The organism is Paenibacillus sinensis (genome assembly GCF_019904155.1).
GTDB lineage: Bacteria > Bacillota > Bacilli > Paenibacillales > Paenibacillaceae > Paenibacillus_AQ > Paenibacillus_AQ sinensis.
The window spans coordinates 90,485-114,710 of sequence record NZ_JAHCMB010000153.1; the positions used below are offsets into that span (position 1 = coordinate 90,485).

General features: G+C 52.6%; 10 protein-coding genes. 3 read left to right on the forward strand and 7 right to left on the reverse strand.

From position 1 onward, the window contains the following. Positions 1-45: 45 nt before the first annotated feature. Both KIH86_RS18120 and KIH86_RS18125 read right to left on the reverse strand, forming a co-directional pair. Positions 46-1,407 carry a response regulator transcription factor gene (locus KIH86_RS18120; protein ID WP_223082111.1) on the reverse strand — a complete coding sequence of 454 codons (1,362 nt, stop codon included), beginning with the start codon at positions 1,405-1,407 and terminating at the stop codon, positions 46-48. A gap of 1 nt (position 1,408) precedes the next feature. After that, on the reverse strand, positions 1,409-3,115 hold the full coding sequence (locus KIH86_RS18125) for a sensor histidine kinase (protein ID WP_223082107.1): 1,707 nt from the start codon (positions 3,113-3,115) through the stop codon (positions 1,409-1,411). 295 nt (positions 3,116-3,410) lie between these two features. On the opposite strand from KIH86_RS18125, the gene KIH86_RS18130 reads away from it, so the two are divergent. The 3 genes from KIH86_RS18130 to KIH86_RS18140 are packed head-to-tail and all read left to right on the forward strand — an operon-like array spanning position 3,411 to position 6,904. Then, on the forward strand, positions 3,411-4,295 hold the full coding sequence (locus KIH86_RS18130) for an ABC transporter permease (protein WP_223082483.1): 885 nt from the start codon (positions 3,411-3,413) through the stop codon (positions 4,293-4,295). A 15-nt stretch (positions 4,296-4,310) separates the two neighbouring features. Next, a complete protein-coding gene (locus KIH86_RS18135; protein ID WP_223082105.1) occupies positions 4,311-5,180 on the forward strand; it encodes a carbohydrate ABC transporter permease in 870 nt (289 codons plus the stop codon). Between the two features lie 41 nt (positions 5,181-5,221). Continuing rightward, the gene (locus KIH86_RS18140; RefSeq protein WP_235775474.1) at positions 5,222-6,904 is read left to right on the forward strand and encodes a type 2 periplasmic-binding domain-containing protein; all 1,683 of its coding nucleotides are present in this window, start codon (positions 5,222-5,224) and stop codon (positions 6,902-6,904) included. A gap of 97 nt (positions 6,905-7,001) precedes the next feature. Here the strand turns inward: KIH86_RS18140 and KIH86_RS18145 are convergent, their stop codons facing one another. From KIH86_RS18145 to KIH86_RS18165, 5 genes are all read right to left on the reverse strand, one after another. Continuing rightward, the gene (locus tag KIH86_RS18145; RefSeq protein WP_223082103.1) at positions 7,002-9,257 is read right to left on the reverse strand and encodes an alpha-galactosidase; all 2,256 of its coding nucleotides are present in this window, start codon (positions 9,255-9,257) and stop codon (positions 7,002-7,004) included. A 35-nt stretch (positions 9,258-9,292) separates the two neighbouring features. Continuing rightward, entirely contained in the window at positions 9,293-11,287 is a 1,995-nt protein-coding gene (locus KIH86_RS18150; protein WP_223082100.1) for a beta-galactosidase, read from the reverse strand. A 34-nt stretch (positions 11,288-11,321) separates the two neighbouring features. Next, the gene (locus tag KIH86_RS18155) at positions 11,322-13,136 is read right to left on the reverse strand and encodes a family 43 glycosylhydrolase (RefSeq protein WP_223082098.1); all 1,815 of its coding nucleotides are present in this window, start codon (positions 13,134-13,136) and stop codon (positions 11,322-11,324) included. Between the two features lie 69 nt (positions 13,137-13,205). Beyond that, entirely contained in the window at positions 13,206-15,590 is a 2,385-nt protein-coding gene (locus KIH86_RS18160; RefSeq protein WP_223082096.1) for an alpha-L-arabinofuranosidase C-terminal domain-containing protein, read from the reverse strand. A gap of 285 nt (positions 15,591-15,875) precedes the next feature. After that, the gene (locus tag KIH86_RS18165) at positions 15,876-23,942 is read right to left on the reverse strand and encodes a right-handed parallel beta-helix repeat-containing protein (protein WP_223082093.1); all 8,067 of its coding nucleotides are present in this window, start codon (positions 23,940-23,942) and stop codon (positions 15,876-15,878) included. Positions 23,943-24,226 lie beyond the last annotated feature (284 nt).

Genomic DNA, 24,226 nt, shown 5'->3' on the forward strand with positions numbered 1-24,226 from the left:
ACCTCGCATAACCTCGTGCCCAATCCGCCCGCAAAGCCGGTCCATTTACGATTTAATCCGCTTTTTGCGGTATTGCTGCGGAGTAATGCCGTACTGCTCCTTGAAGAGCTTGATGAAATATTGAGGCTTCTTATAGCCTACCATCCGGGAAATATCCACCACATGCAGATTGGAATCGATCAGCAGCCGGGACGCACGCTCCAGCCGCTTGAGCGAGATATAGCTGGACAGGTTCTCGCCGGTCTGCTGCTTGTAGAATTTGGAGAGGTACACAGGATGAAGATGAACGATTCGCCCCAGGTCGTCCAGACTGAGCGCTTCGTCGAGATGGCCGGCGATGTACGTACGGACGGTATGGACGATATCTTCGCCAGGCATATCTTCATCCCGGCCGAGCCGAGAGAGGGTAAAGATCAGGGATTCATAGACATCCTCCGGACGGTCCATCCGGTCGAAGAGCCAGCCCTGGACCTCTTCCGCACTAACCTTGTCATTGGCCACATATAAATAATGAGCCGCTTCCACAAGAAAAATAATCTGCTGCTTCCTGCCTGCCAGCCTTGGGAACCGCTTCTGGATCTGGTGACGCGCACATTCCCATTCTCCGGACTCCAGCTTCGAGAATTCGGACCATTCCTGGAGCATGGCGACATCAGCGGAAACAGTCTCCTCCTTGTAGAAGAACCGATAGAACGAATGGCGGACTCTATCCTTATGAGTGGACTGAAACGTCTCCGACATGGCGATGGCGGGCAAGACGGCAGCAAGAGTCCCGCATTCGGATTCGGGTACGACTCCCGAGAGCGACGAGGACGTCGCCCAGATGAACGCAAGCTTCCCCTTCAAGCAATCCCGAAGCTTCATTTCCTCCCCTCCGTCCGCCGGTGACAGACGGAAGAAGCGCATCGGCTCATGCTCGAAACCCTTCATCCCGATAGGAGCCTCCTGAATCGGAAAGCCGTTCCCGCAGATGAAAGACAGCAGATAACTGAGACCATCGACGTTCTCCAAGGAAACCCCTGCCTCCGGCCGGCTCTCCCCGATCGCCTCGGTGACTTTCCGCATGGCTTTCTCCATATCGTCCTTATCGACAGGCTTCAGCAAATAATCGAACGCCCCCAGGCGGACGGCCTTTTGCGCATATTCAAATTCCGAATAGCCGGACAGAAAGATCACTTTGGTCTTCAGCTTCAGAACTCCGACATGCTCCAGCAGGTCGATCCCCGATACCTCCGGCATCCGGATGTCGGTAATCAGAATATCCGCAGGCGACTGCTCCAGCATCTGCCTCGCTTCAATGGAATTGGTTGTCGTCTCCACCTGATCCACGCCGAATTTACTCCAATCCAGCAGATGCTTCAAATATTCCACAATGTATTGTCCATCGTCCACGATCAGTACTTTCATGCTATTCCCCTTCTTCCAGTTGAAAATCGATGGACAGGCTGACCGTAAGTCCGCCCCACTCATTCGTTAAAAAGTGCAAACCGCTGCGCTCGCCGTACGAATTTTTGAGCCGCCTGTTGATGTTCCACAGCCCGATGCCTTCCGTTCCCGGCGGCGCCTGTTCCTGTCCGATATTGTCCGCAAGCTGCGACAGTTCTTCCGGGGTAAGCCCCTTCCCGTCGTTGGATACCGTGATCCTGACGCCGCCGCCCAGCTCTTCGGCTTCGATGAACACGCGGTGAGCCCCCTGATGCTGCTCAATGCCGTGCTGAATCGCATTTTCGACAATCGGCTGGATCATCAGCGGCATAATCCGCCGCGCTCCGATGTTCTCCGGCAGCTCGATCCGGTAATCGATTTGCTTGCAGAGCGCCATGATCGCCAAATAATGATCCGCAAGCTCAAGCTCGGAGGCTACGGTTACGTTCCGGGAGTCCGTCTTCGTCATATAGCGGTAGTACTCGGCCAGATGCTTGCTCATCCGCATGACGGCATCCGGCGATGCCTTGGCCATCGACATAATAAAGAACAGACTATTATATAGAAAATGCGGATTGATCTGCGCCTGAAGCTGCTTCAGCTCCGCGCTCTGGCGAAGCTCCGTCTCCGTCTCAAGCGACACGAACAGCGCCTGAATCTGCGCAACCATGTGGTTGAAGCTCTTGAACAGGCTGTCGAATTCGTTGCCGGGATTCTCTTTGATCCGCGTGCCGTATTCACCCTGCTCCACCTGATAGAACCGCTTGTGCAGCAAGTATACGTTCCGGTAGAAATTGCGGTAGAACATCGTGATGACGAACAGCCCAATGACCAGAATAACCAAAATGCTGGCAAAGAACACCTGATGATTCCGGTTAAGCGGATTCAGGAAATCGTTCATGCGCGTATAGGTAACCAGGTAGGTGTCAATCGAATCGATGTACTGGGACAAAATCACATAATTCCCGTCATTCGCCTCATAATGATATTCCAGCACCTGCGTCGGATCGGGCTCAATCATCCCCTTGGCCGCTTCTACTATATTGGAGTCCACAGTTCGGTTACCGACCAGCTGCGACTTGCCCATCAGAAAGAAGGCATCGGCATTGTCGCTGTTCAGCGCCTTGTCGAGCAGTCCCGCCAGGTATTCCGTCTTGATCTTGACACCGACGATATATTGAATATCCGAGGGACGGCTGGGCTGATGGATGTATGGGTACACGGAAAAATAGTACAAACTGCCGTTCACCGTCTTCCACCCCCGGCGCGTAACCTCCCTGAACGGTATGACGGCGCTCCGGTCGCTGACGGTGGATACAAAGGTCCCGTCTGACCTCCAGTAAATCCCGACCATTTCGACAGATTGGCTGGACACGAGCGTATTGCTGATCATAGCCCCAATCTCATTCTTCTTCATTTGCGAGTCATATACACTCAGCACCTGCTTCTGGCCCTCATAGTAACGGACGGAATTGTCCGTCGTGTATTGGATGGCGTACATTCGGGCTTCGGATAATACGCCTTCCAGCATGCTGTTCGTATAAGTCACCTGATTTTTGGAGGACTGGATCAGACTCTGCTGAAGGGTGCGCGCGCTCATAGTTTCCATCACATAGAACAGGACAAGCGTGAGCGTGAGAAAGAAGACGAAGAAGTATATAAAACGCTTCATATTTATTTTTTTTAACATCGTGCTGCCCCCCTTCACCGCGATCCTTCCCACTCCATTAATCATAGCTCAACCTTGGCGAAAGAAAAAGTAAGCGTTTTACTGAAAGATTAAGTTCATTAAGATCGTGGCTATAATGTTTAAATTGAGCCATTTCGTAATGTAAGCGCTTTTGTTAACCTTGACACATGAAACACAGAAGCAATGACAACATGTAAAGGGGGTAATCACCATCGCACAGGCACTCAACGCTCAGGCGAACAGGGCAAAGCCGGACGAAATTCGAAGAACGGCCAAGAATCCCTGGAAGAAGGAAATTAAACAGAATTGGCCGCTGTATGTACTGTGCATTCCGGCACTGGTCTTCGTCCTGATTTTCGCCTATGGTCCCATGGTCGGTCTGGTCATGGCATTCCAGAATTACAAGCCCTGGCTGGGAATCACAGGGTCGGAATGGATTGGGCTCGATAATTTCGCGAGAATCTTTCAGTACAAGGAAGCGACACAGGCCATCACGAACACGCTCATCATTGCCGTTATCAAAATCGTTGTCGGTATTATCGTGCCGATCTTAATGGCAATCCTGCTCAGCGAGATTCGAAACATGGGCCTCAAGAAGAGCATTCAGACGCTGGTCTATCTGCCGCACTTTCTGTCCTGGGTCACAATCGCGGGCATCATGATCGACATTCTGGGACTGGACGGAGGCATCAACCATTTTCTCACCAGCGTCTTCGGAACGAAGCCGATCTTCTTCCTGGGAGATCCCGCCCTGTTCCGGCCAACCGTTATCATCAGTGACCTATGGAAGAACTTCGGATTCGGCATGATCGTCTATCTCGCCACGATTACAGGCATCGACCCTTCCTACTACGAAGCGGCCGAGATCGACGGAGCCAACCGGCGACAGCAGATTCGCCATGTGACGCTGCCAAGCATGCTGCCAATGATCATCGTCATTTCGACGCTCAGCCTTGGAAGCATTCTGGATGCGGGCTTTGACCAGATTTTCAACCTGTATAACCCGCTCGTCTACAGCACCGGCGATATTATCGACACCTATGTATACCGTTCTTCCCTGCTTAACGGCCAATACGGTTTCGGTACGGCGGTCGGACTGTTCAAATCCGGAATCAGCTTCATTCTGATCGTCATCTCCTATCGGATCGCGTACAAGCTTGCGAACTACAAAATTTTCTAGAAAGGAGGGATGGGCGTGTATCACAAGTCCAAGGGATATCAGGTGTTCTCTATCTTCAACCACATCCTGCTCATATTGGTCGCGCTATCCTGCTTCCTGCCCCTGCTGCATCTGCTCGCGCAGTCGTTCAGCAGCAAGGCGGCCGTCAACGGCAATCTCGTCTCGTTCTGGCCGGTTCATTTCACAACGGACGCTTACGCCAAGACGTTCAGCAATACAAATTTTAACGGCTCCATGCTGATTTCCGTAGTACGGACCGTGCTCGGCACACTGATCGGCATGTTCGTCATCACGACCGCCGGGTACGCCATGTCCAAGGACTTCCGCGGACGCAGCGTCCTGATGTGGATCTTTGTATTCACGATGCTGTTCTCCGGCGGATTGATTCCTTCCTACATTCTGATTACGAGCCTTGGCATGAAGGATACCATTTGGGCACTGGTGCTGCCCGGCGCTTTCGGCGCCTACAATCTGATCCTGATTATGAACTTCTTCAAGACGATTCCGAAAGCGCTTGAAGAAGCGGCTTTTATCGACGGAGCGACATTCTTCGGGATTTTCCGAAAAATCTATCTTCCGCTGTCTCTCCCCGGATTGGCAACCGTCGGCCTGTTCATCATGGTGGGACACTGGAACTCCTGGTTTGACGGGATTCTGTATATGTCCAACACCTCCAACTATCCGCTGGCTTCCTTCCTGCAGACGGTTGTTGTGCAGAGCTCGGCGCAGAGCATGGCGCTCAGCCAATCGGAAGCGGAGGCGATGTCGCAGCAGAGCATCAAGGCCGCCCAGATCTTTATCAGCACGCTGCCGATTATCCTCGTGTATCCCTTCCTGCAGCGTTATTTTGTCAAAGGGATCGTCCTGGGCGCTGTAAAGGAATAGAATAGAGTCAACACCATGTTAACCAAAAAGGAGCTAAATCGATGAAGATGACCAAAACAGGTGTTATCGCTGCTTCCGCTCTATTGATGACCAGCATGCTGGCTGGCTGCATGTCGAAGGACAACGGGTCCGGCGCTGCGCAGGAAGCGACTCTGAAAGACGGCAAATATGATCCGGTAATCACTATCACCACCTCCAAGCAGCTGGATGAGAATGCCGGCAAATACATCAATGGCGAAAGTCTTAACGATAATGTCATGACCCGCTGGGGTGTGGATAATCTTGGCATCAAAATACAAACGACGCTGCTCGGCGGCGACGCCTCCAACTACAATACGAAGCTGCGCCTGGCGCTCACCGGCTCGGAGAAGCTGCCCGATGTTCTGCCGGTATACGACACATCGCTTGAGAATGACTTGATTCAATCCGGTCTGGTCAAGGATATAACCGAGGACATCAACAAGTACATGCCCGACCGGCTCAAGGAAATCTACAAGCAGTATCCGACCACCTTCAATCCCGTCATTCAAGACGGCAAAGTGTACGGCATGGCTATCTCCCCCAACCTGACGGAAGGCGAAGTGATGCTGATCCGCCAGGACTGGCTTGATAAGCTGAAACTGAAAGCGCCTACAACCATTGATGAATTTGAAAAAGTCATCGCCGCCTTTACGAACGACGACCCGGACGGCAACGGCAAGAAGGATACGTACGGCTTCGACTTCTCCGGCAAGGATTCCTACAATACCGGCTGGGTCAGCGATCCGGTCATGATCTTCAGCGCCTATACGGGCAAGAACCTTCCGGGAATGTGGTATGACGACAACGGCAAGCTCACCTACGGCTCGGTGGCGGATGGCAACAAGGAAGCACTGGCGAAGCTCCGCGACTGGTACTCCAAGGGGTATTTGAACAAGGAATTGGCCACCCAAGGCGCATGGGACGCTCTAGCCGATTTCACAGAGGGCAAAGCCGGCATTATCATCGGACGTCCATGGCTCTACGGCAGCGTGAAGGATGTCGAGAAGAATGTGAAGGGCGCCAAAATCGCCGCTTACCCGACCATCAAGGGTGTGAAGGAAGACAAAACCTATCAATCGGGACAGCTGAACGACGGGGTCTTCATGTTCAACAAGGACTTCAACAATATGGAAGCGTTCTTCCTGTATTACGACAAGCTGTATGATGCGGCATTCGGCACCGGCGACTTCAAGTACGGCTATGCTCAAGGTTACGACTATGATCTCGTGAACAACGAAGTCGTCTTCGAGCCTACCAAATTCAACAAACCGCTGGATGCCGTTCAAGGCGTGGGCAAAATGACCTTCACCAAGAATACGCCAAGCGTCGACGGACCGGGTAAATCCTATTTCGATCTGGCTAACGGCGCGAAGGCGGACAACGGCGTCCTGATGAGATCCGCTTCGATTGACCAGACGGCCAAAGACGGCTACGTGATCTCGTACGAGAACCGGGATGTGCTGCTTCCGAACGCCTTCAACGGCCCGCCAACCACAACGATGCAGTCCTCCTGGGAGCAGCTGAACACCATGGAGAAGGAGACTTTCACCAAGATCATCTACAGCAAAGAGCCGCTTGAAGCCTATGATGAATTTGTGAAGCAATGGTACGAAAAAGGCGGAACGAAGATTACCGAAGAGGTCAACGACTGGTACAAGAAAGCCAATGAAGTTGACGTCATGTCGGCAATGGGATTGAAATAACCGTTACACCAAACAACGAAAGCCGTCACCTGCTGTGCCGATTGGCATAGCGGGTGACGGCTTCTTTTCTAAAATGGGAGCATGTAATGACCGCGATTTAACGAATCGGCCCTGTTCGCTTCACATGCCGGTGCAGTACGCTCTCCTGTCCATTTTCAACCGATGAAATCTTCCTGAACCGCCATACCTGGCTTGAGAAATCTCTGCCAGTCAGTTCGGCGGGCACGCGCAGACCGACTGACATCAGCTCGTCGCCGCCGAAGATATCCCCGCTATCAAGCAGTTCATAATCGAAGCTCGCCTCCAATCCCTGCAGCCGGATCGACCGGACTCCCGAGTTGGGCTGAGCGAGAATGTGAAAGTAGAAGACTATGGCTTCTGAGCGGTCACCCGATACGAACATCCAGGAAGCCTCATTTCCCTCGAACGGGCTGAGCAGGCGGTACAGATCGCCGAACTGCACTAATCCTCGAATCTCTTTATATAAGGCAACTTGCTTCCTGGCGGTCTCCGCATCTTCTTCGCTAAGCTTGGTCAGGTCCAGCTCGTAGCCGAATGCGCCGAAGAAAGCGGCGTTCCCTCTCATTTCAAATGAAGTTACACGTCCGAGCAAATGATTGGGCACATCGGACACATGGGCTCCGATCGAGCTGACCGGGTAGACGATGCTGGTTCCGTATTGGATTTTCAACCGGCTGACCGCATCCGTATTATCGCTCGCCCAGGTCTGGGGCATATAGTACAGCATTCCGGGATCGAACCGCCCGCCTCCGCTGGAACAGCTCTCGAACAGCACATGGGGAAACGCCGTAGTCAGTTTTTCCATCACCTGATACACGCCCAGCATATAACGGTGCGCCGTCTCCCGCTGGCGCTCCGTTGGCAGCGCCGCGGAACCGATCTCGGTCATATGCCGGTTCATGTCCCATTTCACGTACACAATCGGCGTGCTTCGCAGAATATCCGATAACTGGCTGACAATCGCATCGCATACGTCCTGTCTGGAGAAATCGAGCACGAGCTGGCTTCTGCTTGTCGTTCTGCGGCGGCCTTTGACATGAATGCACCAATCGGGATGATTCCGGTACAGCTCGCTGTTCTCGGATACCATTTCCGGCTCGAACCATAATCCGAATTGCAGATCAAGCTTATTAATCCGCTCCGCCAGATTATCGAGTCCATCCGGGAGCTTCTCCCGATTGACGAACCAGTCGCCCAAAGAGCTTGTATCATCATTCCGTCTTCCGAACCACCCGTCGTCAAGAACAAGAAGCTCGATTCCAAGCTCCTTGCCCTTTGCAGCGATCTGTTCGATTTGGTCTGCGGTGAAATCAAAGTAGGTCCCTTCCCAATTATTGATGAGAACAGGCCGCTCCTTGTCCCTGTATACCCCTCTGCACAAGCGGGACCGGTACAGCCGGTGATAAATTCTGGACATACCGCCCAAGCCTTCATTCGAATATACCATGACCACTTCAGGCGTCTGAAATGCTTCTCCCGGCTCCAGAAGCCAGGAGAAGTCGAACGAATTCATTCCCATCGTCACACGGGCAGTGGCGTATTGATCCACTTCCACGCCGGCCGCGAAATTCCCGCTGTATACGAGGCTGAATCCATACACTTCGCCCTGATGCTCATTAGCATCCCCTCTGAGAAGCGCAAGGAACGGATTCTGCTGCGGGCTGCTCGCTCCCCGCTTGCTGTCGATCGACTGATTGCCCTGGAACAGAGGCCGCCGATGCATATTCCGCTCATTTGCCCAGGCTCCGGAGAGATGCAGCATTTCGTACTCCGCATCGTCGAAGTCCAGGCTCATGCTCGCCGCCTGAAGCAGCTTGACCGGCTGCCTGTCCAGGTTAACGAATTTGACTGAACGAGTAATGGCATCCAGCTCTTCAAATACGGAATACGAGAGAATTACGCTGATATTCAAAAGAACATCTTTAAGCTCGATTTCCAGCGTATCAGCTTCATCATCGCTCTCCGTATAGGTCGCAGGCAGCCCTTCGAGCTTCGGCTTGCCGCGGACGATCCGGTACGCATGATACCTCAAATCGCATGTGCTGGAGCCGTCTTCCTGCATGATTTGATAAGCGGGTGTCCGAAAATCGCCGGTGCCGAATCCCGGATACTCTTGAGGCAGCATGTCCGGCGAGAAATTCCAATCGTTGTCCGGATTCGGTGAGAGCGGCCGCCCCACAAAAGGGAGAGGCCTTGAATCCCGGAATTTGCTGATTCGTCTCCCCCAATAGCGATGCGCAACATATCCGTCGCGTACAACTTGCAGTACATAACTGGTGGTCCTGGTTGTTAAATGGAATGCTCGGGTCTCTTCATTATAATGTATGCCCATATCTCAAATCCTCTCCCACCCTTTTTCATCATCAATCAGAAACCGGTCTTCGGGATTTCCCCGGGCGCTTGCCCGAGCGGCTCCCTGCCGCCAGTCCGGATCTCATACATATTCTCATGCGCTGTCTTCATCTGTTCCACAAAAGCCCGGTAAGGCCGCTGGCATACATCGATGACGCCGATCTGGTAGTTCTCCCCGTCGAACCGTCCCAGAACCGCCTGATCATTAAGCTGAAAATAATGAACGCCGATCAGTCCCGGGATCGCGGCGGCCTGTTCCACGTAATAGCGGTAAGCAAGACCTCTGTCCTGCTGGGTTGCGACCGCCCGGATGCCGTAAGCCAGCATGCCGGAATCCGCGGCCCCGAAATGGTATTCCCCGATCATGACCGGGCGATTGAGCTTGCCGCTGATCTCTTCGATCTGCTGTCTGTCCGGCTGAAACTGATAGCAATTGATGCTGAATACATCGAACGCTTCACAGCCCTCCAGCAGATCTTCATTGGAAATCCAGGCATAGCGCATGCCCAGATTCAGATGATGGGGGTCCGCTTCCTTGCAGCATCCGGCGGGAATCTCCACATACCGTCTGATCATCATCCGGTTGAAGGCTGTGTAATCATCCCGCTGCTGTGCCGGATTTCTGCTCCCCGCCGTCTTCTCGCTGTCCAGCAAATCCCCGAAATCGTCGAATGAGGCTTCCCAGGCCGCGTTCCACCGCTCCACCGTTCCATACTTCTCACGAAGCCATTCAATCAGCCGGTGCTTGGAGACCAGCGGAGACGGATTCCGAAGCAGCTCTTCCGTCAGGTTCAGACCATCGACAAAAGCCCAATTCGGCTCGTTCCGCATGAAGTAGCCGACCATCCGCTTGTCGTCCTTCAGGGACACAAGCTGCTGCGCGAACTCTGCTGCGCCCCTCTCATATTCCGGGCTGAACACGTCCGGGAAATCGCGATATATCGTCTCCCTTGTCTCCGGGAACCCATACATCGGATACACATAAGGAAGAGAGGAGCTGCGGATAAACCCCGGATCGGACCAATTTCCGATCGTGTTGATTCCCCAGCCATGCAGACGGTGTTCGGTCAATTCCTTCCAGCATTCCCGCCAACGCTCTCCGAATACGGAGATCATGTTCGCGACGGCATGACAGTATCCATGCACACTCCATGCTTCCTTGAACGGCCCGTCCGGATCGGGAAGCTCAGGCAGCAAATGCTCCATGCCCGATACCCGCATCTCCGAATAAGGGCCGATGCAGTCAATGCCTGTGCTGAACAGGGCATAGCCGTCCGGATCGACAAACCACCAGTTCGAGCCGTCGAACTCGGTACGGAAGAACCCGGTTGCCGTGAACTGCAGGTTCTTCCAGCCTCCATATGGGCCGATAGGCGAATCAGCATCGTCCACAGCCTGCCGGGCGAGGTCAAGCTCCCCGTTCAGCGCCGTGGCCATTTCCTCGGCGGAACGGGTTTTGTCCGCCCAATCCTTCCAGGCGAGCTGCCCAAGCCCATCCACATACGGATGGGGTTCATACGTAAACTCCGGCTCCGAACGGGTCAGACGCAGCCCCGAAACCTCGAATCGCCGGGGTGCAACCGACCGGATTGTACAGATCGAGAATGCCCCGATCCGGCTCCGGTCCACGAAGGCATCTCCCCGGAGGACGGATTGCAGCACCCCGGGATAACGATCCAGAAAGAGCCGTTCGCCGTTCAGCGCCTTGAGCGGCAGACATAGCCGCGTCTTAATATATGGAAGAATACCGTAATGGACGGTAATCGAGCGGCCGTCCGTATCCTGAAACTGGAACATGACAACCAGCACATCATGGCATTCATGACAAATATCCGCAGTCAAATAATCGAAATCCGTCCACATCTCCCGGGGATACGGCGATACATCCAGCGTGACGCAGCCACCTGCCTGCGTCGTCTCCATCTGAAAGGCTTCCGTCGCAACAGATACGATTCGCGTCCCCTCAGAATCGCACCGAAAGTTGCCGGTCAAGGCCAAAGAAGAGGTCATTGTACGCTTCAGCTCCTATCGCTCTGATATAAATCTACAGCCGAACCTGCTGCATCAGCCCGTCTTCGCCGAAGGCGAGCGGGTCGATACAGACTTCGCGATGATACCCTTTTCCTTCCGCAAAACGGGATAGCGGCGTGACAAACCGGTGATAGGCAATCCAGTACCTGCCGGTATCAGGCTCATGCAGAATCGAATGATGGGCGGTGCCGAGCATATCCTTGTCCTTATTCTTGAACAGAACCGGATAGCGGTACGTTACCGGTCCGTACAGATGCTCCGCCGTGCCGTAGTTCACATGGTAATCCTCGCTTCCGGTGTCATCGCAGGACCATGTGAAGTGATACAGCCCGTCCCGCTTCAATACGGTGACCGCTTCACGGAAATCGTACAGGCCGTCAAGATTGCTCATCGTCTCCTCGATGACGCTGATCATATCCTCGCCGAGCCGCACGGTGGCAGGCTGACCGTTGCCGAACAGCAGATAGACCGCGCCGTCATCTTCAACATAGATGGAAGGATCAATGGCCTGGCTCATATCGATCCCGAGACGCTTCGTCAGCTCCATCGTAATCAGCGGCTCCGGCTGGGCGCGGAACGGTCCTGCCGGATTCTCGGCAACCGCAACGCCGATGGCGCTCTCGCCGCCTGCCATTTTACCGCAGAAATAATAGAAGTAGCGACCCTCCTTGCTCGCGATTGCCGGAGCCCAGGCGCTGCCGGTCGCCCATGGCACATCATCCGTCGCAAGATCCAAAATAACGCCTTCGTCCCGCCATTCACGCAAATCTGCCGAAGAGAACACATGGAATTGCGTGCCCGACCAGCCCGTGTAGCCATCCGTTGTGGAATACAAATAATAGCGGCCGCCGAACTTCGCCAGATCCGGATCTGCGAATTGCCCCGGCAGCGTCTGATGGCCGTCCCCGAACGCCGCTAGCAGGCGGCTGCATTCATCCGCTGTAATCGGAATGACGCCGCCGTGGCGCTTCTTGTTCGCTCCCAGATCGAATGATTCATCCGGCAGAACCCGGAAATCGCCGTTCGCAAGATCGAAGGTCAACAGGGGAAGATACCCCTTCCCTTCCGCAAAGCGGTCCACAATCAAACACCACTGCTCGCGGTCGCCCAGCTTGAAAATCTGCGGTCCTTCCACACCGGACAATTTCTCCAGCACCGGGGCGCTTACAGGGATGAAGGCATCCTTGTCCAGCGATGAGCCTTTTTCAACCCGGATATTCTTGGTCGTCTCATCTTTGGAGAACCGGTAGTAAGAGCCGCCCTGCTCAATAATCGTGGTATCGATGATATCGTTGTCCCGTTCGATATATTTTTCAGTCGTCCTAAAGCTGCGGAAATCCTTCGTCCGTGCGCTAAAGATTTTATGCTTCCGTTCCTTCTCCTGCGGCTCCTGCGTGGCGGAGGCCCAGAACACCAGGAAATCATCCGCAGCTTCATCATATATCGCCTCCGGAGCCCAGACGCACCCGGCGCCTTCTACGCCGAGCGTTACAGACCAGGGTGAAGACCAATTCACCAGATCGGGTGATTCCCAGATGATGATGTCGCGGCTGCCCTCGTTCACTGCGGCTTCCCAGCCTTTTCCGGCTGCAATCCGCAGATCCGTGGCGATCAAATAGAACTTGTTCTCCCCCGGCGAACGCACGATAAAAGGATCTCTCACGCCCTTCTCCCCCAGCTCCGAACGCAGAACCGGCAAGCCCGCATTCAGGTCCTTCCAATGCAGGCCGTCCTCGCTGTAAGAGAAATAGACCTGTTCACCATCAGGCTGCTCTCCGATAAAATGAACCAGAAGATAACCTGAGTATTGGCTGTTGTGCAGTGTCACGATAAAGTCCTCCTTGAAGCGATAGTTGTTGAAAATGGAAAAAATGAAGCCGGAATGGCCGACTGACGGTCAAGACTGTCTGATTCTGAACACCGTAATCGAATGCTTCGGGAATACATAATCAAGTCCATTCCCCTCAAGTGCCCGAACATGCATGGAAGGACTCACCTCAGCCGGGTTCTCGAATCCATTCGCATCGCTCAGCTCAAATCCCGACATATCATGCACTTCCGCCTCATACCGGCCGGGCGGCAGATCCTCAAGCCCAATTCGGACAGGTAACGATCTGTCCTGCACATTAACCGCCTTTACAAGAATTTCCCCGGTAGAGTCCTCCCGGCTTGCCGTATAGTATAGAGGCTCAATCTCCGGCAGACGATCCTCCGCCTGGTTGACCGGAACACCGTCAATCGAAACGGTAATCCGGCGTCCGGAAATATGCAGCTCCAGTGTATAATCCACGTTATCCTCCACCGTGAAGAGACTCTGGGTCAGGCAAGAGCCACGCCCGTCAATCGTGGCATTCAGCGTGCTGTCCTGGTTCTGCCATCCGCCGATTTCCCAGCTTAGCCGATTCTGCCCGTCTTTTACGCCAAAATGGATCAGGAAGCCGCGGACGCCCCCCGTTTTTCTCGCTGTCAGCCTCACGGTATAGTCTCTCCAATCCCCTTCACCCAGCGGGAATGAGCAAATCTTCTCCCCCAGATCCGGAGTGTCTTCCGCATCGTTCAGCTCAACAGGCCCTTCCTGCACGATTTGTTCACCTGTAATATGATTTGTCAGCGACAAGTTCCGGTAGGAGACTTCGGATTGCTCCGCCGCAAGAACTACGGCGCCATGTATGGGCTTCTGAACAACCCCCGGCCCGCAAGGCAGGTTCTCCGCTTCAATATGCAGAAGACGGTCCCCCTGATGGTTCATGAACAGCTTCTGGACATAGTAATTCGGCGTGCCGAACACCTGATGGTTGTTAAACCAGATCATATCCGGCTTCCAATTGACATAGTCGGCATTGCACAGCATCGGCGCATAGCAGGCCAGACCGACCGCGCGGGCATTGCGCTCCAGCCGGGTCATAAAGGCGGCTTCCACGAGCGCGTTGTAATAGGTGTTGCCCCAGGATGCGTATTCGCCCAGAAAGACCTTGGGTTCATCCGCCTTGAAATCATCGTATCGGTCCATGTTCGCGAGAAACCATTCCGGCGACTGGTAATAGTGCTCATCCACAAGGTCCGATCCGTTCTCCCGGGCGGATGCCCAGCCCCGTTCATACTCGCCGCCTGCCGCGAACGGGCCGCTGCTGTTAATGACTTTGATATCGCGATAACGCTCCTTGATCGCCCGGTGGAAATACGGGTAGCGCTCGAAGAACGGCTCTCCGACTTCCTCATTGCCGATCCCAATATACTCCAGCCCAAAAGGCTCGGGGTGGCCGAGCGAGCAGCGGATACCTCCCCACTTGGTCGAAGCGTCGCCCCGGGCGAATTCGATCAGGTCCAGTGCGTCCTGAATCCAGGGCCCCAAATCGTCAATCGGGACCATTCTCCGGTGATGCGGATCGTATCCGCCGGGCAATACGGGAATCGCCTTCGCTCCGATATCCTCGCAGAATTGGAAGTATTCATAGTAGCCCAGCCCAAGTGTCTGATTATACCCCCAATTGTTCCTTCTCGGCGGGCGTGAAGCGATATCTCCGATCGTATTCTTCCACCGGTACATCGAATCCCGATCATCCGGGTCAAGCGAGCCGTCATGAATGAGGCAGCCGCCGGGAAAACGCATGAATTTCGGCTTCAGATCGGCCAGCAGTTCCGCAATATCGCTGCGCAGCCCGTTGCGTCGCCCGAGAAAGGTCTTCTCCGGGAACAGCGACACCAAATCCAGACAGAGCCTGCCTCTTCCCCCGGTAACGATGACAAGCCGGCAGGCGGTATCGGTGCAATTTGCCGTTATGACGGCTTCGTATTTCCGCCACTCGTCGGAGTGCACCGTTAATTCCGCAGAACCGCAAACTGTTCCATTAGAGTCTTCAATGGAGACGCGTACCGGGCTGTCGAAGCTGTCGTTGCGCCGCATGTATGCGGAGAAGAGATAATTCTCCCCTTCTTTTACCGGAATTCCCGTATTGAACCCCGCGTTCGACAGGCCAACTCCTTCCCCCTGCTCTTCAATTTCAATTACCGCGTAATGGCGGTTAACCGGATGAAGCGGGGATTCGCTCTCCACCCTCAAGTCCGCGCGTCCCCCACCGCGCTCCACCTTCTCCCAGGCGGTTAAGGCATGATAGTCTTGACGGTCGATCTTGTCGAATTCGAAGGAGCGGTTCTGTACCAGCTCCGCGTATAATCCGCCGTCGGCGGCATGATTCAGGTCTTCAAAAAAGATGCCGAACAAATCCCCTAGATCAGCCTCAATCTTCTGCGTATACACATTCAGTTTAGCAGCGTTATCCATTTGATACTCCCTTCATCAAGACCGTTATTCACGGGCAGATATGAGCTTGAACATGATTTTGATTAATATTAATATTAACTAATTTATAAATTACAAAGTCATTATAGAGGGATTTTGTTTCGGAAGTCAATGCCATATATTCAACAAATAATGCGTCTTTCGCAAGGTGCATGAGGTTGTCGTCGGATTTGATTAATGATTATATTAATTATAAAAAAACAACAGCCAAGGCACACTCGCCTTGACTGTTGATTGCTCGTATAAGGTTACACGGTTAACTTACATTCACATGTTGTAAACCGTATAGATCAGAACTGCGATTTCAGCCCTTGTCGCATAACCCCGCGGATTGATGCGGCTGCCGCTTCCCTTGATGATGCCTTGATCAACAAGGTTGGCAATGCTGGATGTGGCATATGATGCAATTCTTGAAGCATCGCTGTATGCTTCGAGCACACTCGCGTCTCTCGCTACAGACAGCTTGTCTGCCGCATGAAGCGCGTTATTGACCATCACCATCATATCCTGCCTCGTAATATAAGCCTTCGGATCAAATCTGTTGCCGCCGACACCATCCGTTATACCTAGTTTTTTGGCTATACCTGCTGCTTCATAATAATAATCACTCGGGCTGATGTCATCGAAGTTGGTATCCACCGCCGCAGTAAGTCCGAGTCCGGTGACAAGCAGCTTCATAAAATCGGCTCTTGTAATATTGGCTCCCGGCGAATACGCCGTATCCGAAGTGCCGTTTATAACCCCCTTCGACGCAAGTACAGCGATCTGCTTCTCAGCCCATCCGTACTTGGCGGTGTCATTGAACGTCTTGTGTACAAATGCCGCTGTGTACAGGCTGAAATGTGTCGTCGTGAATGTGATTGTACCGGAGGCAGCGTCATATTTTCCACTCGGGACTGCTGATACCCCTCCCTTGTCATCCACATACCATACCACCAAATGCTCCGCTTCTTTCAGCTCTTGCGCCATTGGGCTATAGTTCATTGCGACAGTCACCGGAGCATCCGGATTATTCCAGGCTATCTTCTTTCCATCGGCCAGGACCGTAAGCTCAATCAATGGCCGGTCTCCGATCTGCGCCTGCAGTTCCTTGCTCAGCTTCGACTTATCAGCAAGGCTTATGCTCAATTCAATATGCGCGGCATTTCCTATGGCGCTCTGAGTCAGCATGTTGGAAGGCACGGTCAGGGACCCGACAGGTGTCTCGATGGTTATCCTTTTGTCAGCTTGAGCAGCTGTCAGTGCATCGGCAGGCAATTTCAGTACATATTTCGCAGCTCCATCTTCTTCGCCGAGCTTGATAGTTAACGTTCTGACACCGTGATCCTCATTCGCCTGGCTAAACAGCCCGGCAAGCTGACTGGATGTCAGCTCAAGAGTTGTTGCGCTGCTGTCATTCAATCCTCCTGCACCAGCACCGGCGGAGCTGCCGTTGTTGCTATTGTTTCCGTTGCTCCCATTATTGTTACCATCGTTGCCGTTGTTCCCGTTATTTCCGTTGTTGCCGTTATTCCCGTTGTCGCCTCCATTATTACCGCCGTTGTCACCGCCGTTATTGCCGCCGTTATTACCGCCGTTGTCGCCGCCATTATTGCCGTTTCCTTCACCATTATCCGTTCCGATATACTCATACGCGCCCAGATCAGGTTCATTCACTCTGCTGCGTCCAAGAATATCGACAGTCGGCGCGTCTTCACTTACTCCTTTGTCAATCGCGTCGCTGCCGGAGGCCAGATCCAGAATATTGTCGAAGATGAGCTGCGCTCTTGCATACTCATCAGCTGTACCGGCAAGAGTGCCTTTAAATTTCACGCTGCCTGTGAACATATTCGAGTACTTGTTGTTCGTTGCCGCCGCATTCTCGGCTGCCATAAATTCCTGTATCGGCATAACCGAAGCGCCGAATTGAGCGTTGGCAGGGAATGTCATATATTCATACAAGTTATTTCGGAACGTGTTGTCTTCCACCATATTCGTTGTGGACTGATCCGGATTCGTTCTTACGGTATTGTACTGATAGCCGACAATCACCGGCTTGACCATTCCGTCGACCGAGTTGTATTCCTCTGAGCGGTCATTGTAAAAAATGTTGTTCTGGAACAGGTTATCTCGCACATTCCAGTCCAGGTACAAATCATTGGCCCAGCTGTTATAGAACGTATTGTTGGTAACGGTGAATCCCTGGATTCCGACCAGGATCAGGCCGTACTTGGATTCAGAGAATACACTGTTCTTGATGACGACATCCGTTGATTGAATGCTGTAATTATCTCCGGCGTAGAACTGGATGCCGCCGCCCGGCGAATTCGATACTTTGATCCCGTCAAAAACAAGATTGGAGCTGTGTCCGACATAAGCGCCATGGTCTGCCTGGCTCTTTCTCGTCTGGCCGATATCCCATATATCGATGTCTTTGAACTGGGAGTTCGTTGTCCCGTTAATCAACAAGCCTTGAACACCGGATGTAATCTCTTCGGGCGTATCGATATCCCATATTTTCAAATTCTTCAATACGAGGTTGTCGCTGTCCAGCGTCCAGATGCCCGCCCCTCTGAAGCCTGTGATGTAGAGCCCGTCAATGGTAATGTAAGAGCTGTTCGTAATCTTCGTCATCAGCTCGTCTTTGGCTTCTTCATCACGGTCGGCATAATTGGTTTTGCTCGTAAAGACAGGGCCGGGCAGCGATGCATTGACCAAATCCAGCGGATCATTCGGGTCCGTGCTGGCTTTGATGATAATAGGAGCGTCCGCAACGCCATGCTTGTCATTAATATCATACCGGCCGGAGTATATCCCTTTATGAACAATGATCGTATCGCCGGAATCCGCTGCATTAATGGCCTGGGCAAAAGTCCGGAACGGATGCTCCGCCGAACCGTCTCCACTAAGCGACCCCGCATTGTCTCCTGCCAGGTGGATGGTCTTCATGCTGTAAGGCGAATAATAAGCGCCAATATCCTGAGCCAGGTCACTGTACGGCGTGCCTTCATAATCTGCGGCAGGAGCGAGAATATCTTGGGAAGAACCGCCTGCCGAGATATCGCTGACCGATTTCACGCCGTTTCTCGCCGCTGCGCTTCCCTTCACGAGATTGAAATCACCGTCCGCCGCATTCGTGAATTTGGGATCGCCGAGGCGTCCCTTTTGTTCACTGCCGCCTGCTGCCGTTTCCGCTAAGGTCTGATCGGCATCATTGATACGTGTGATCTTCTCTTCCGCATCCGCATCATACAGGTTGTAATCCGAGATGAACCCCGAGCTCTTGGCGATACGGCTGTATGCCCCCTGCCCTCTGGCGCTTCTCGAAAAGATATTGTTGATGATATCCAGATTGGTCTCATTGCCGGCCGCCTGGGTTACATCGAGACTGTATCCGCTGTTGTTATAAAAGGTGTTATTTAAAATGAAGAAACTGGATTGCCCTGTTCCCACAATGCCTGCTGCCGAATTGGTGATCAGACTGCTGTGCAGGGTTAGGGTGATTTGATTACTCGCTTCAATTGCAGTGCTGCTTGCATAGTCAATCTTGGATTGGGTAACCGATGCCGGACTCACCTTGTTGGCGCCGTCCAGAACAATCCCTTTTTCCACGTTATGGATTTTAACCTTGGCAATGGAGAGATCCGCACTGTCATAGGCGCTGACCCCGACCTTGGCATTTGCGATCGTCAAATGATTCAGCTGAGCCTTCGGCGAAGATGTTAGCGCAACTGCCGTGTTCCCCGCACCGGCATTTACCGTGAAGCCGTCAATGGTGACGCCGGTTGCGGCGTCCAGCGTAATCTTGCCGTTCAAAATAACGGCGCCGTCTGCCCGGATCACATAATCATCTGCTTCCTGTCCCGCCCGGTTCGCAAGTGCTATGCTTTCATTATAAGTACCTGCTTTGACAATCACGGCTTCGCCATTCCGCAGAACATCTAATGCCGCGCCTATCGTCTTGAACGGCGACGCCGCTGTTCCTGAGTTGGCATCATCGCCGGCCGCTGCATCGACATAATAGCCATTCTCGACAGCCGCCGCCGCATAGGCGCCGATATCCGGCGGATTTTTTCGCGTGATGCCGTTAATATCCTTGGCTGGAGTATTGGCATCTTTAATACCTGCACCTACTGCCGGACTCTGCTTATAGATTCGGTAGTCCTGAGCTTTGGCGTTGATGAATTCGGCAGATGCCTTCACAGCATGACTCTCCGTTACGGCAGTTAAATCCGCCGGGGAAATCACATCCGCATTGTACAGATTATAATCAAACTCGTTATTTGCGGTGCTGTCCATTTTGGTAGAGAAAATATTATTTTTAAAAGTATTGCCGGTAGAATCGGCGCTGATTTCAACATCCTTGGCATTTGCATAGAAGGTATTATTGTAGACCTTGTTGCCTGTAGATGCCGCCGTCAAGGAGACCGCATGCTGTCTCTCCGTAATGACGTTGTTGACAATGGAGCTGTTCACACTGTTGTTGACAACAATGGCATCCGCAGCTTTTGGAGCAAACACTGTATTGGCGACCACCGCTCCATCCGTCTGATCCAGGGAAAGCGTGCCTTTTATCCGGCTGCCGTCAATGGTTACTTGCTGTCCCGATACCGCAACGTTCCCGGCAAAGGATAGATTTTTCACCGTAATGGCTTTATCCGCAGAGCCTGCAATATTCACCGTACCGTTCAAAATAACGTCGCCATTATACGGTGTTACATTCACGTCTCCGTCTCCGGTCGATGCCGACATCTCAATGCTCTCGTCCGCGTCATAGCTGCCCGCCATAACCTGGATGTTCTTCGCCCCCGCATTCACCGCAGCGGTAATCGAAGGATAAGGATGCAGTGGCGACCCGTCCACAGTTCCGGTATTGTTCCCGACAAAAGCAAAGGTCTGGTCAAATGCATAGGCGCCAGCTTCATTCTGCGTTCTTGGATTCCCGTTAATATCGGTTGCCGGGGCCGAAACACCCGGAATAATGGTTGAATCCGCCGCACCGATTGCGGGGTTCGTGGCAAAAATGATTCTGGCATCATTGGTCACGTCCGCAAATGCCACATCGCCGAACTTCCCGTGGGTTTCCAGCGGTCTGCCCTGATTCGCCCATGCCGTTCCGCTCTGCAGCTGAGCCAATGTTAGAACAGGACCTTCCCCGCCCAAATTGTAAGTCACTCTCTGGGTGCCGGCAATGGAGTACACATTGTTATCGAACACCACATTCTGGGAAGCATCAATGATGGATTTCCCGCCCTCCAGCTGGGTGCGGATCGGCTTCGTGAAGATATTATTTTTGAATACGAGATCGGTTGAAATATTGATAGGCGCCGCCACAGGATCGTATGTGCCCTGCACCGGATACAGATCATATTTGCCGCTTCCGCCAACGGCATCGTACGTATCTGCAAATGTATTATTGTAGAACAGCAGATTTGCGCTTCTGCCCCACAGATTAATGCTGCGTGACGCTCCATAGATCACATTGTTGAAGATTTTCCCGTAGCTGCCCGCTTGCTCCCTGACCTCCTGGAAATACAATCCCCAGCCGCCATTCGAGAAGATGACATTGTTGGAGAACTCGAAATTGCCGAATCCGATGTTCACCAGGTCTCTGGTCGCGATTGCGGTATCCACGTTCTGGAACAGGTTGCCTTTAACCGTAATATTCGAGCTGGTCTGTCTGCCTGCCGTATGATTATCAATGCGTATAGCCGTGCCGCGCGATCCGTTCTGCGACGCATTCGGCGCAAAGGTCAGCCCTTCAATCCGGATGTTCCGGCTATGGCCTAGATAGATGATGTAGTCCGGGTTATCTGACGTTAAGACTGCCTTTTCATTCTGATAGCTCTTGAAGGTGATCGGCTTGTCCTCCGTACCCGAGTAGGTCTGCAGCACAATAACGCCGTTATACGTGCCTTCCCTGAAGTAGACCGTATCCCCTGCCTTTAATTTGGATATCAGGCTGCTCGACACCGTTCTCTTGGGGCTGTCAATCGTTCCTAAGTTAGCATCGCTGCCATTTGGAGAAATGTAATATTCATTCATAATAAAAGCTTCGGTGGTGAAGCTCCAGGAGACGTCGGCCGGAAGATAATTGCCGTTCGTGCTCATCAGATTCTTGCTGATCGTAACGGTATAGGTGGCGTCATAATTCAAGCGGTTGTCCGGTGTAAAAGTAATCATAGTTCCCGCGTCATGATCCGCCGTACTGAAGCTGCCAGGTACTTGTACCGTGCTGCCGTCAACGACTGTTGTAACCGAAATATTATTCGTGAAATTACCATTATTCGCATTTGCAGGTTCTGATAGCGTGAACTCTATCGTCGAATCCACCTGTATATCCTTGCCTTGTGGAGTCTGATTGCTTACGTAGAAAGCGGTGGAATCTCCCGAATATTCATAGGCTCCGATATCCGTTGTGCCGAGACGCCCTCTGCCATCCCGATCAAGTGCCGGGGCATTCACATCCGTGCCCGCATTGATCGCTGCGCTGCCCAATTGCAGATGATAGTCTGAAGCACTCACAAACAAAGGATCGGCATATATACTGTGGGTTTCATTCCCTGGCTTGCCTGCCAGCGAGCTGGTGCTGTCGTACAGATTATAGTCAACTGTATTGTTCGATTCGGCATCCAGGAAATACACGGCTGAACCAACTGTTGAAATAGCCGCAGGTCCCTCCGCCCGGAAAATATTGTTGGCAATGGTATTGCCCGTATTGGTTTCCGCAAGCGCAATATTGGCTCCATCGCTGCCATGGGATACAAATACATTGTTCATGATCAGGGTATCGGTAAAGCTGCCGCCCTCGTTCCGAATACCGGTCTGGTTGTCGAAGATGTTGTTGAAAATTTGATTATCCGTGGAATCCTTCAACCAGATCCCGCTTCCGTCAGGCTGACTAAAGGTATTGTTATACAATTTCGATCCCCGGGTATTTCCGGCAATTTCAATACCGTAGGTCGCGCCAGTAACCGTCGAACCGGAAATTTCGCTATGGACCGCACCGTCAGCGACAATTGCGGAGATTCCGCTGCTTGTCAGCGACAGTCCTTCAATGCTCACATTCGCAGCATGAATCAATGATATCGCCGGGCTTGAGCCGCCATCGATGCTGGCTGTGCCTTCGCCCAGCTTGCGAATCGTGATGGATTTCGTATCCAGCGCACCGGTTCCCGTAATGGATAGAGTCCCGGCGTAGCTGCCCGGTTTAACCAGCAGCGTAACGCCCGGTTCAAGCGCCGAATTCGCATCATTCAGGTTGTTAAACGCAGTTGACTCGCTTAAGCCGTCTCCACCGCCTGATGCATTGGCATCCAGGTAAAAGATTTTGCCATACGTATAAGCTCCAATGTCGGCAGGGCCGTATCTCTCATTCCCGTCACGGTCAGTCTGCGGCATCCCGGTGTAAGTGCCCGAATCAATGCTGGGGCTGCCTTCTTTTAGATGATAGTCACTGTCTGATACGAAAGTGTCCGCTGCTGTGCCCACAACATCCGTGGTGGAGGTTCTCAGGCTGTCACTCGTAACACTGTTATATCCGACTGTATTTCCGCTGCCCTGGGCGATCGATGGATTCCCAAGAAAAATATTATTGGTAATGATGCTGTTCTCATAAGTTCCACCGTAGAAATGCTCGCCTGCGCCGGCAAACACATTATTGCTGATTACATTATTTGTCGAGGTGCTGGATTCAAAATGAAAGGTCCACCATTCAGTGAAGATATTGTTGGTGATGGTCGTATTGTTAATTCCGTAGCCGTAAAAGGCATTATCCGAGCCTTCAACATAGTTGCTGTCTATCACCAGATTTTCGTTGTTCGTGTTCAGGTAAAATACGGCATAAGCGGGGCCGCTGGCGGCAAAATAACTGTTCTGGACTTTAACATTCTTCACTCCGCTTATTCCGGCGGTGTAGCTGTCACCCGACTCCGGTGTACCGCCAAATGTAAAGTTGATATTGCTGATGTTGACATATTGGCTGTTCGTAATGCTGAGGGTAAAGTTCTTCCAGAACGGAGCGTTAACATAAGCGCTTCCCGTTATATTCGTACCGGCCTCTCCGCGGATCGTAATCGGAGCGTTCGCGGTTCCGGCCAATCCATCCACCAGCAGCGCTTCCGTATACTCGCCCGCTTTAATGACTAACGTATCGCCGGGCAGCAATTGAGAGACACCCTTTGCCAGCGTTTTGAATGGTGCATCGGCGCTGCCGGTGTTCGTATCCGCTCCCTCATTGGAGACGTAATACGTCTCCCCGCCGCCTGCTGCAAGCACGCTCCCCTGCGGCGTGAATGTAAATATGGACATGACAGCCATTAGAATCGCAATAAATCCACTGAACGTTTTCCTCATCCCAGAACCTCCCCATGATCATTTACGGTTCACTCGGCAGCCTCCACGGCTCTCCACATCTTCCGAAGAGACAGCCTTCATCATTCGATAAAATTCACATTTGATATGAAGCGAACTATTACAAGTACAGTAGAGTGTTTTTTAATCCCCTCCGATCATTTTTTTGATTTTCAGTATACTGAAAATAAATTCCACTTATTAAATCTGAGGATACTATATCACCCAAAGCCAATGAACGTCAACGGATTTTCGTCAGAAAAGCTGTCATAACTCCTCGAAAAATG

Bases quoted from the DNA above. Each gene is read 5' to 3' on its own strand.
- KIH86_RS18120 (WP_223082111.1), bottom strand. From the start codon at position 1,407: ATGAAAGTACTGATCGTGGACGATGGACAATACATTGTGGAATATTTG.
- KIH86_RS18160 (WP_223082096.1), bottom strand. From the start codon at position 15,590: ATGGATAACGCTGCTAAACTGAATGTGTATACGCAGAAGATTGAGGCT.
- KIH86_RS18140 (WP_235775474.1), top strand. From the start codon at position 5,222: ATGAAGATGACCAAAACAGGTGTTATCGCTGCTTCCGCTCTATTGATG.
- KIH86_RS18125 (WP_223082107.1), bottom strand. From the start codon at position 3,115: ATGTTAAAAAAAATAAATATGAAGCGTTTTATATACTTCTTCGTCTTC.
- KIH86_RS18150 (WP_223082100.1), bottom strand. From the start codon at position 11,287: ATGACCTCTTCTTTGGCCTTGACCGGCAACTTTCGGTGCGATTCTGAG.
- KIH86_RS18165 (WP_223082093.1), bottom strand. From the start codon at position 23,942: ATGAGGAAAACGTTCAGTGGATTTATTGCGATTCTAATGGCTGTCATG.
- KIH86_RS18145 (WP_223082103.1), bottom strand. From the start codon at position 9,257: ATGGGCATACATTATAATGAAGAGACCCGAGCATTCCATTTAACAACC.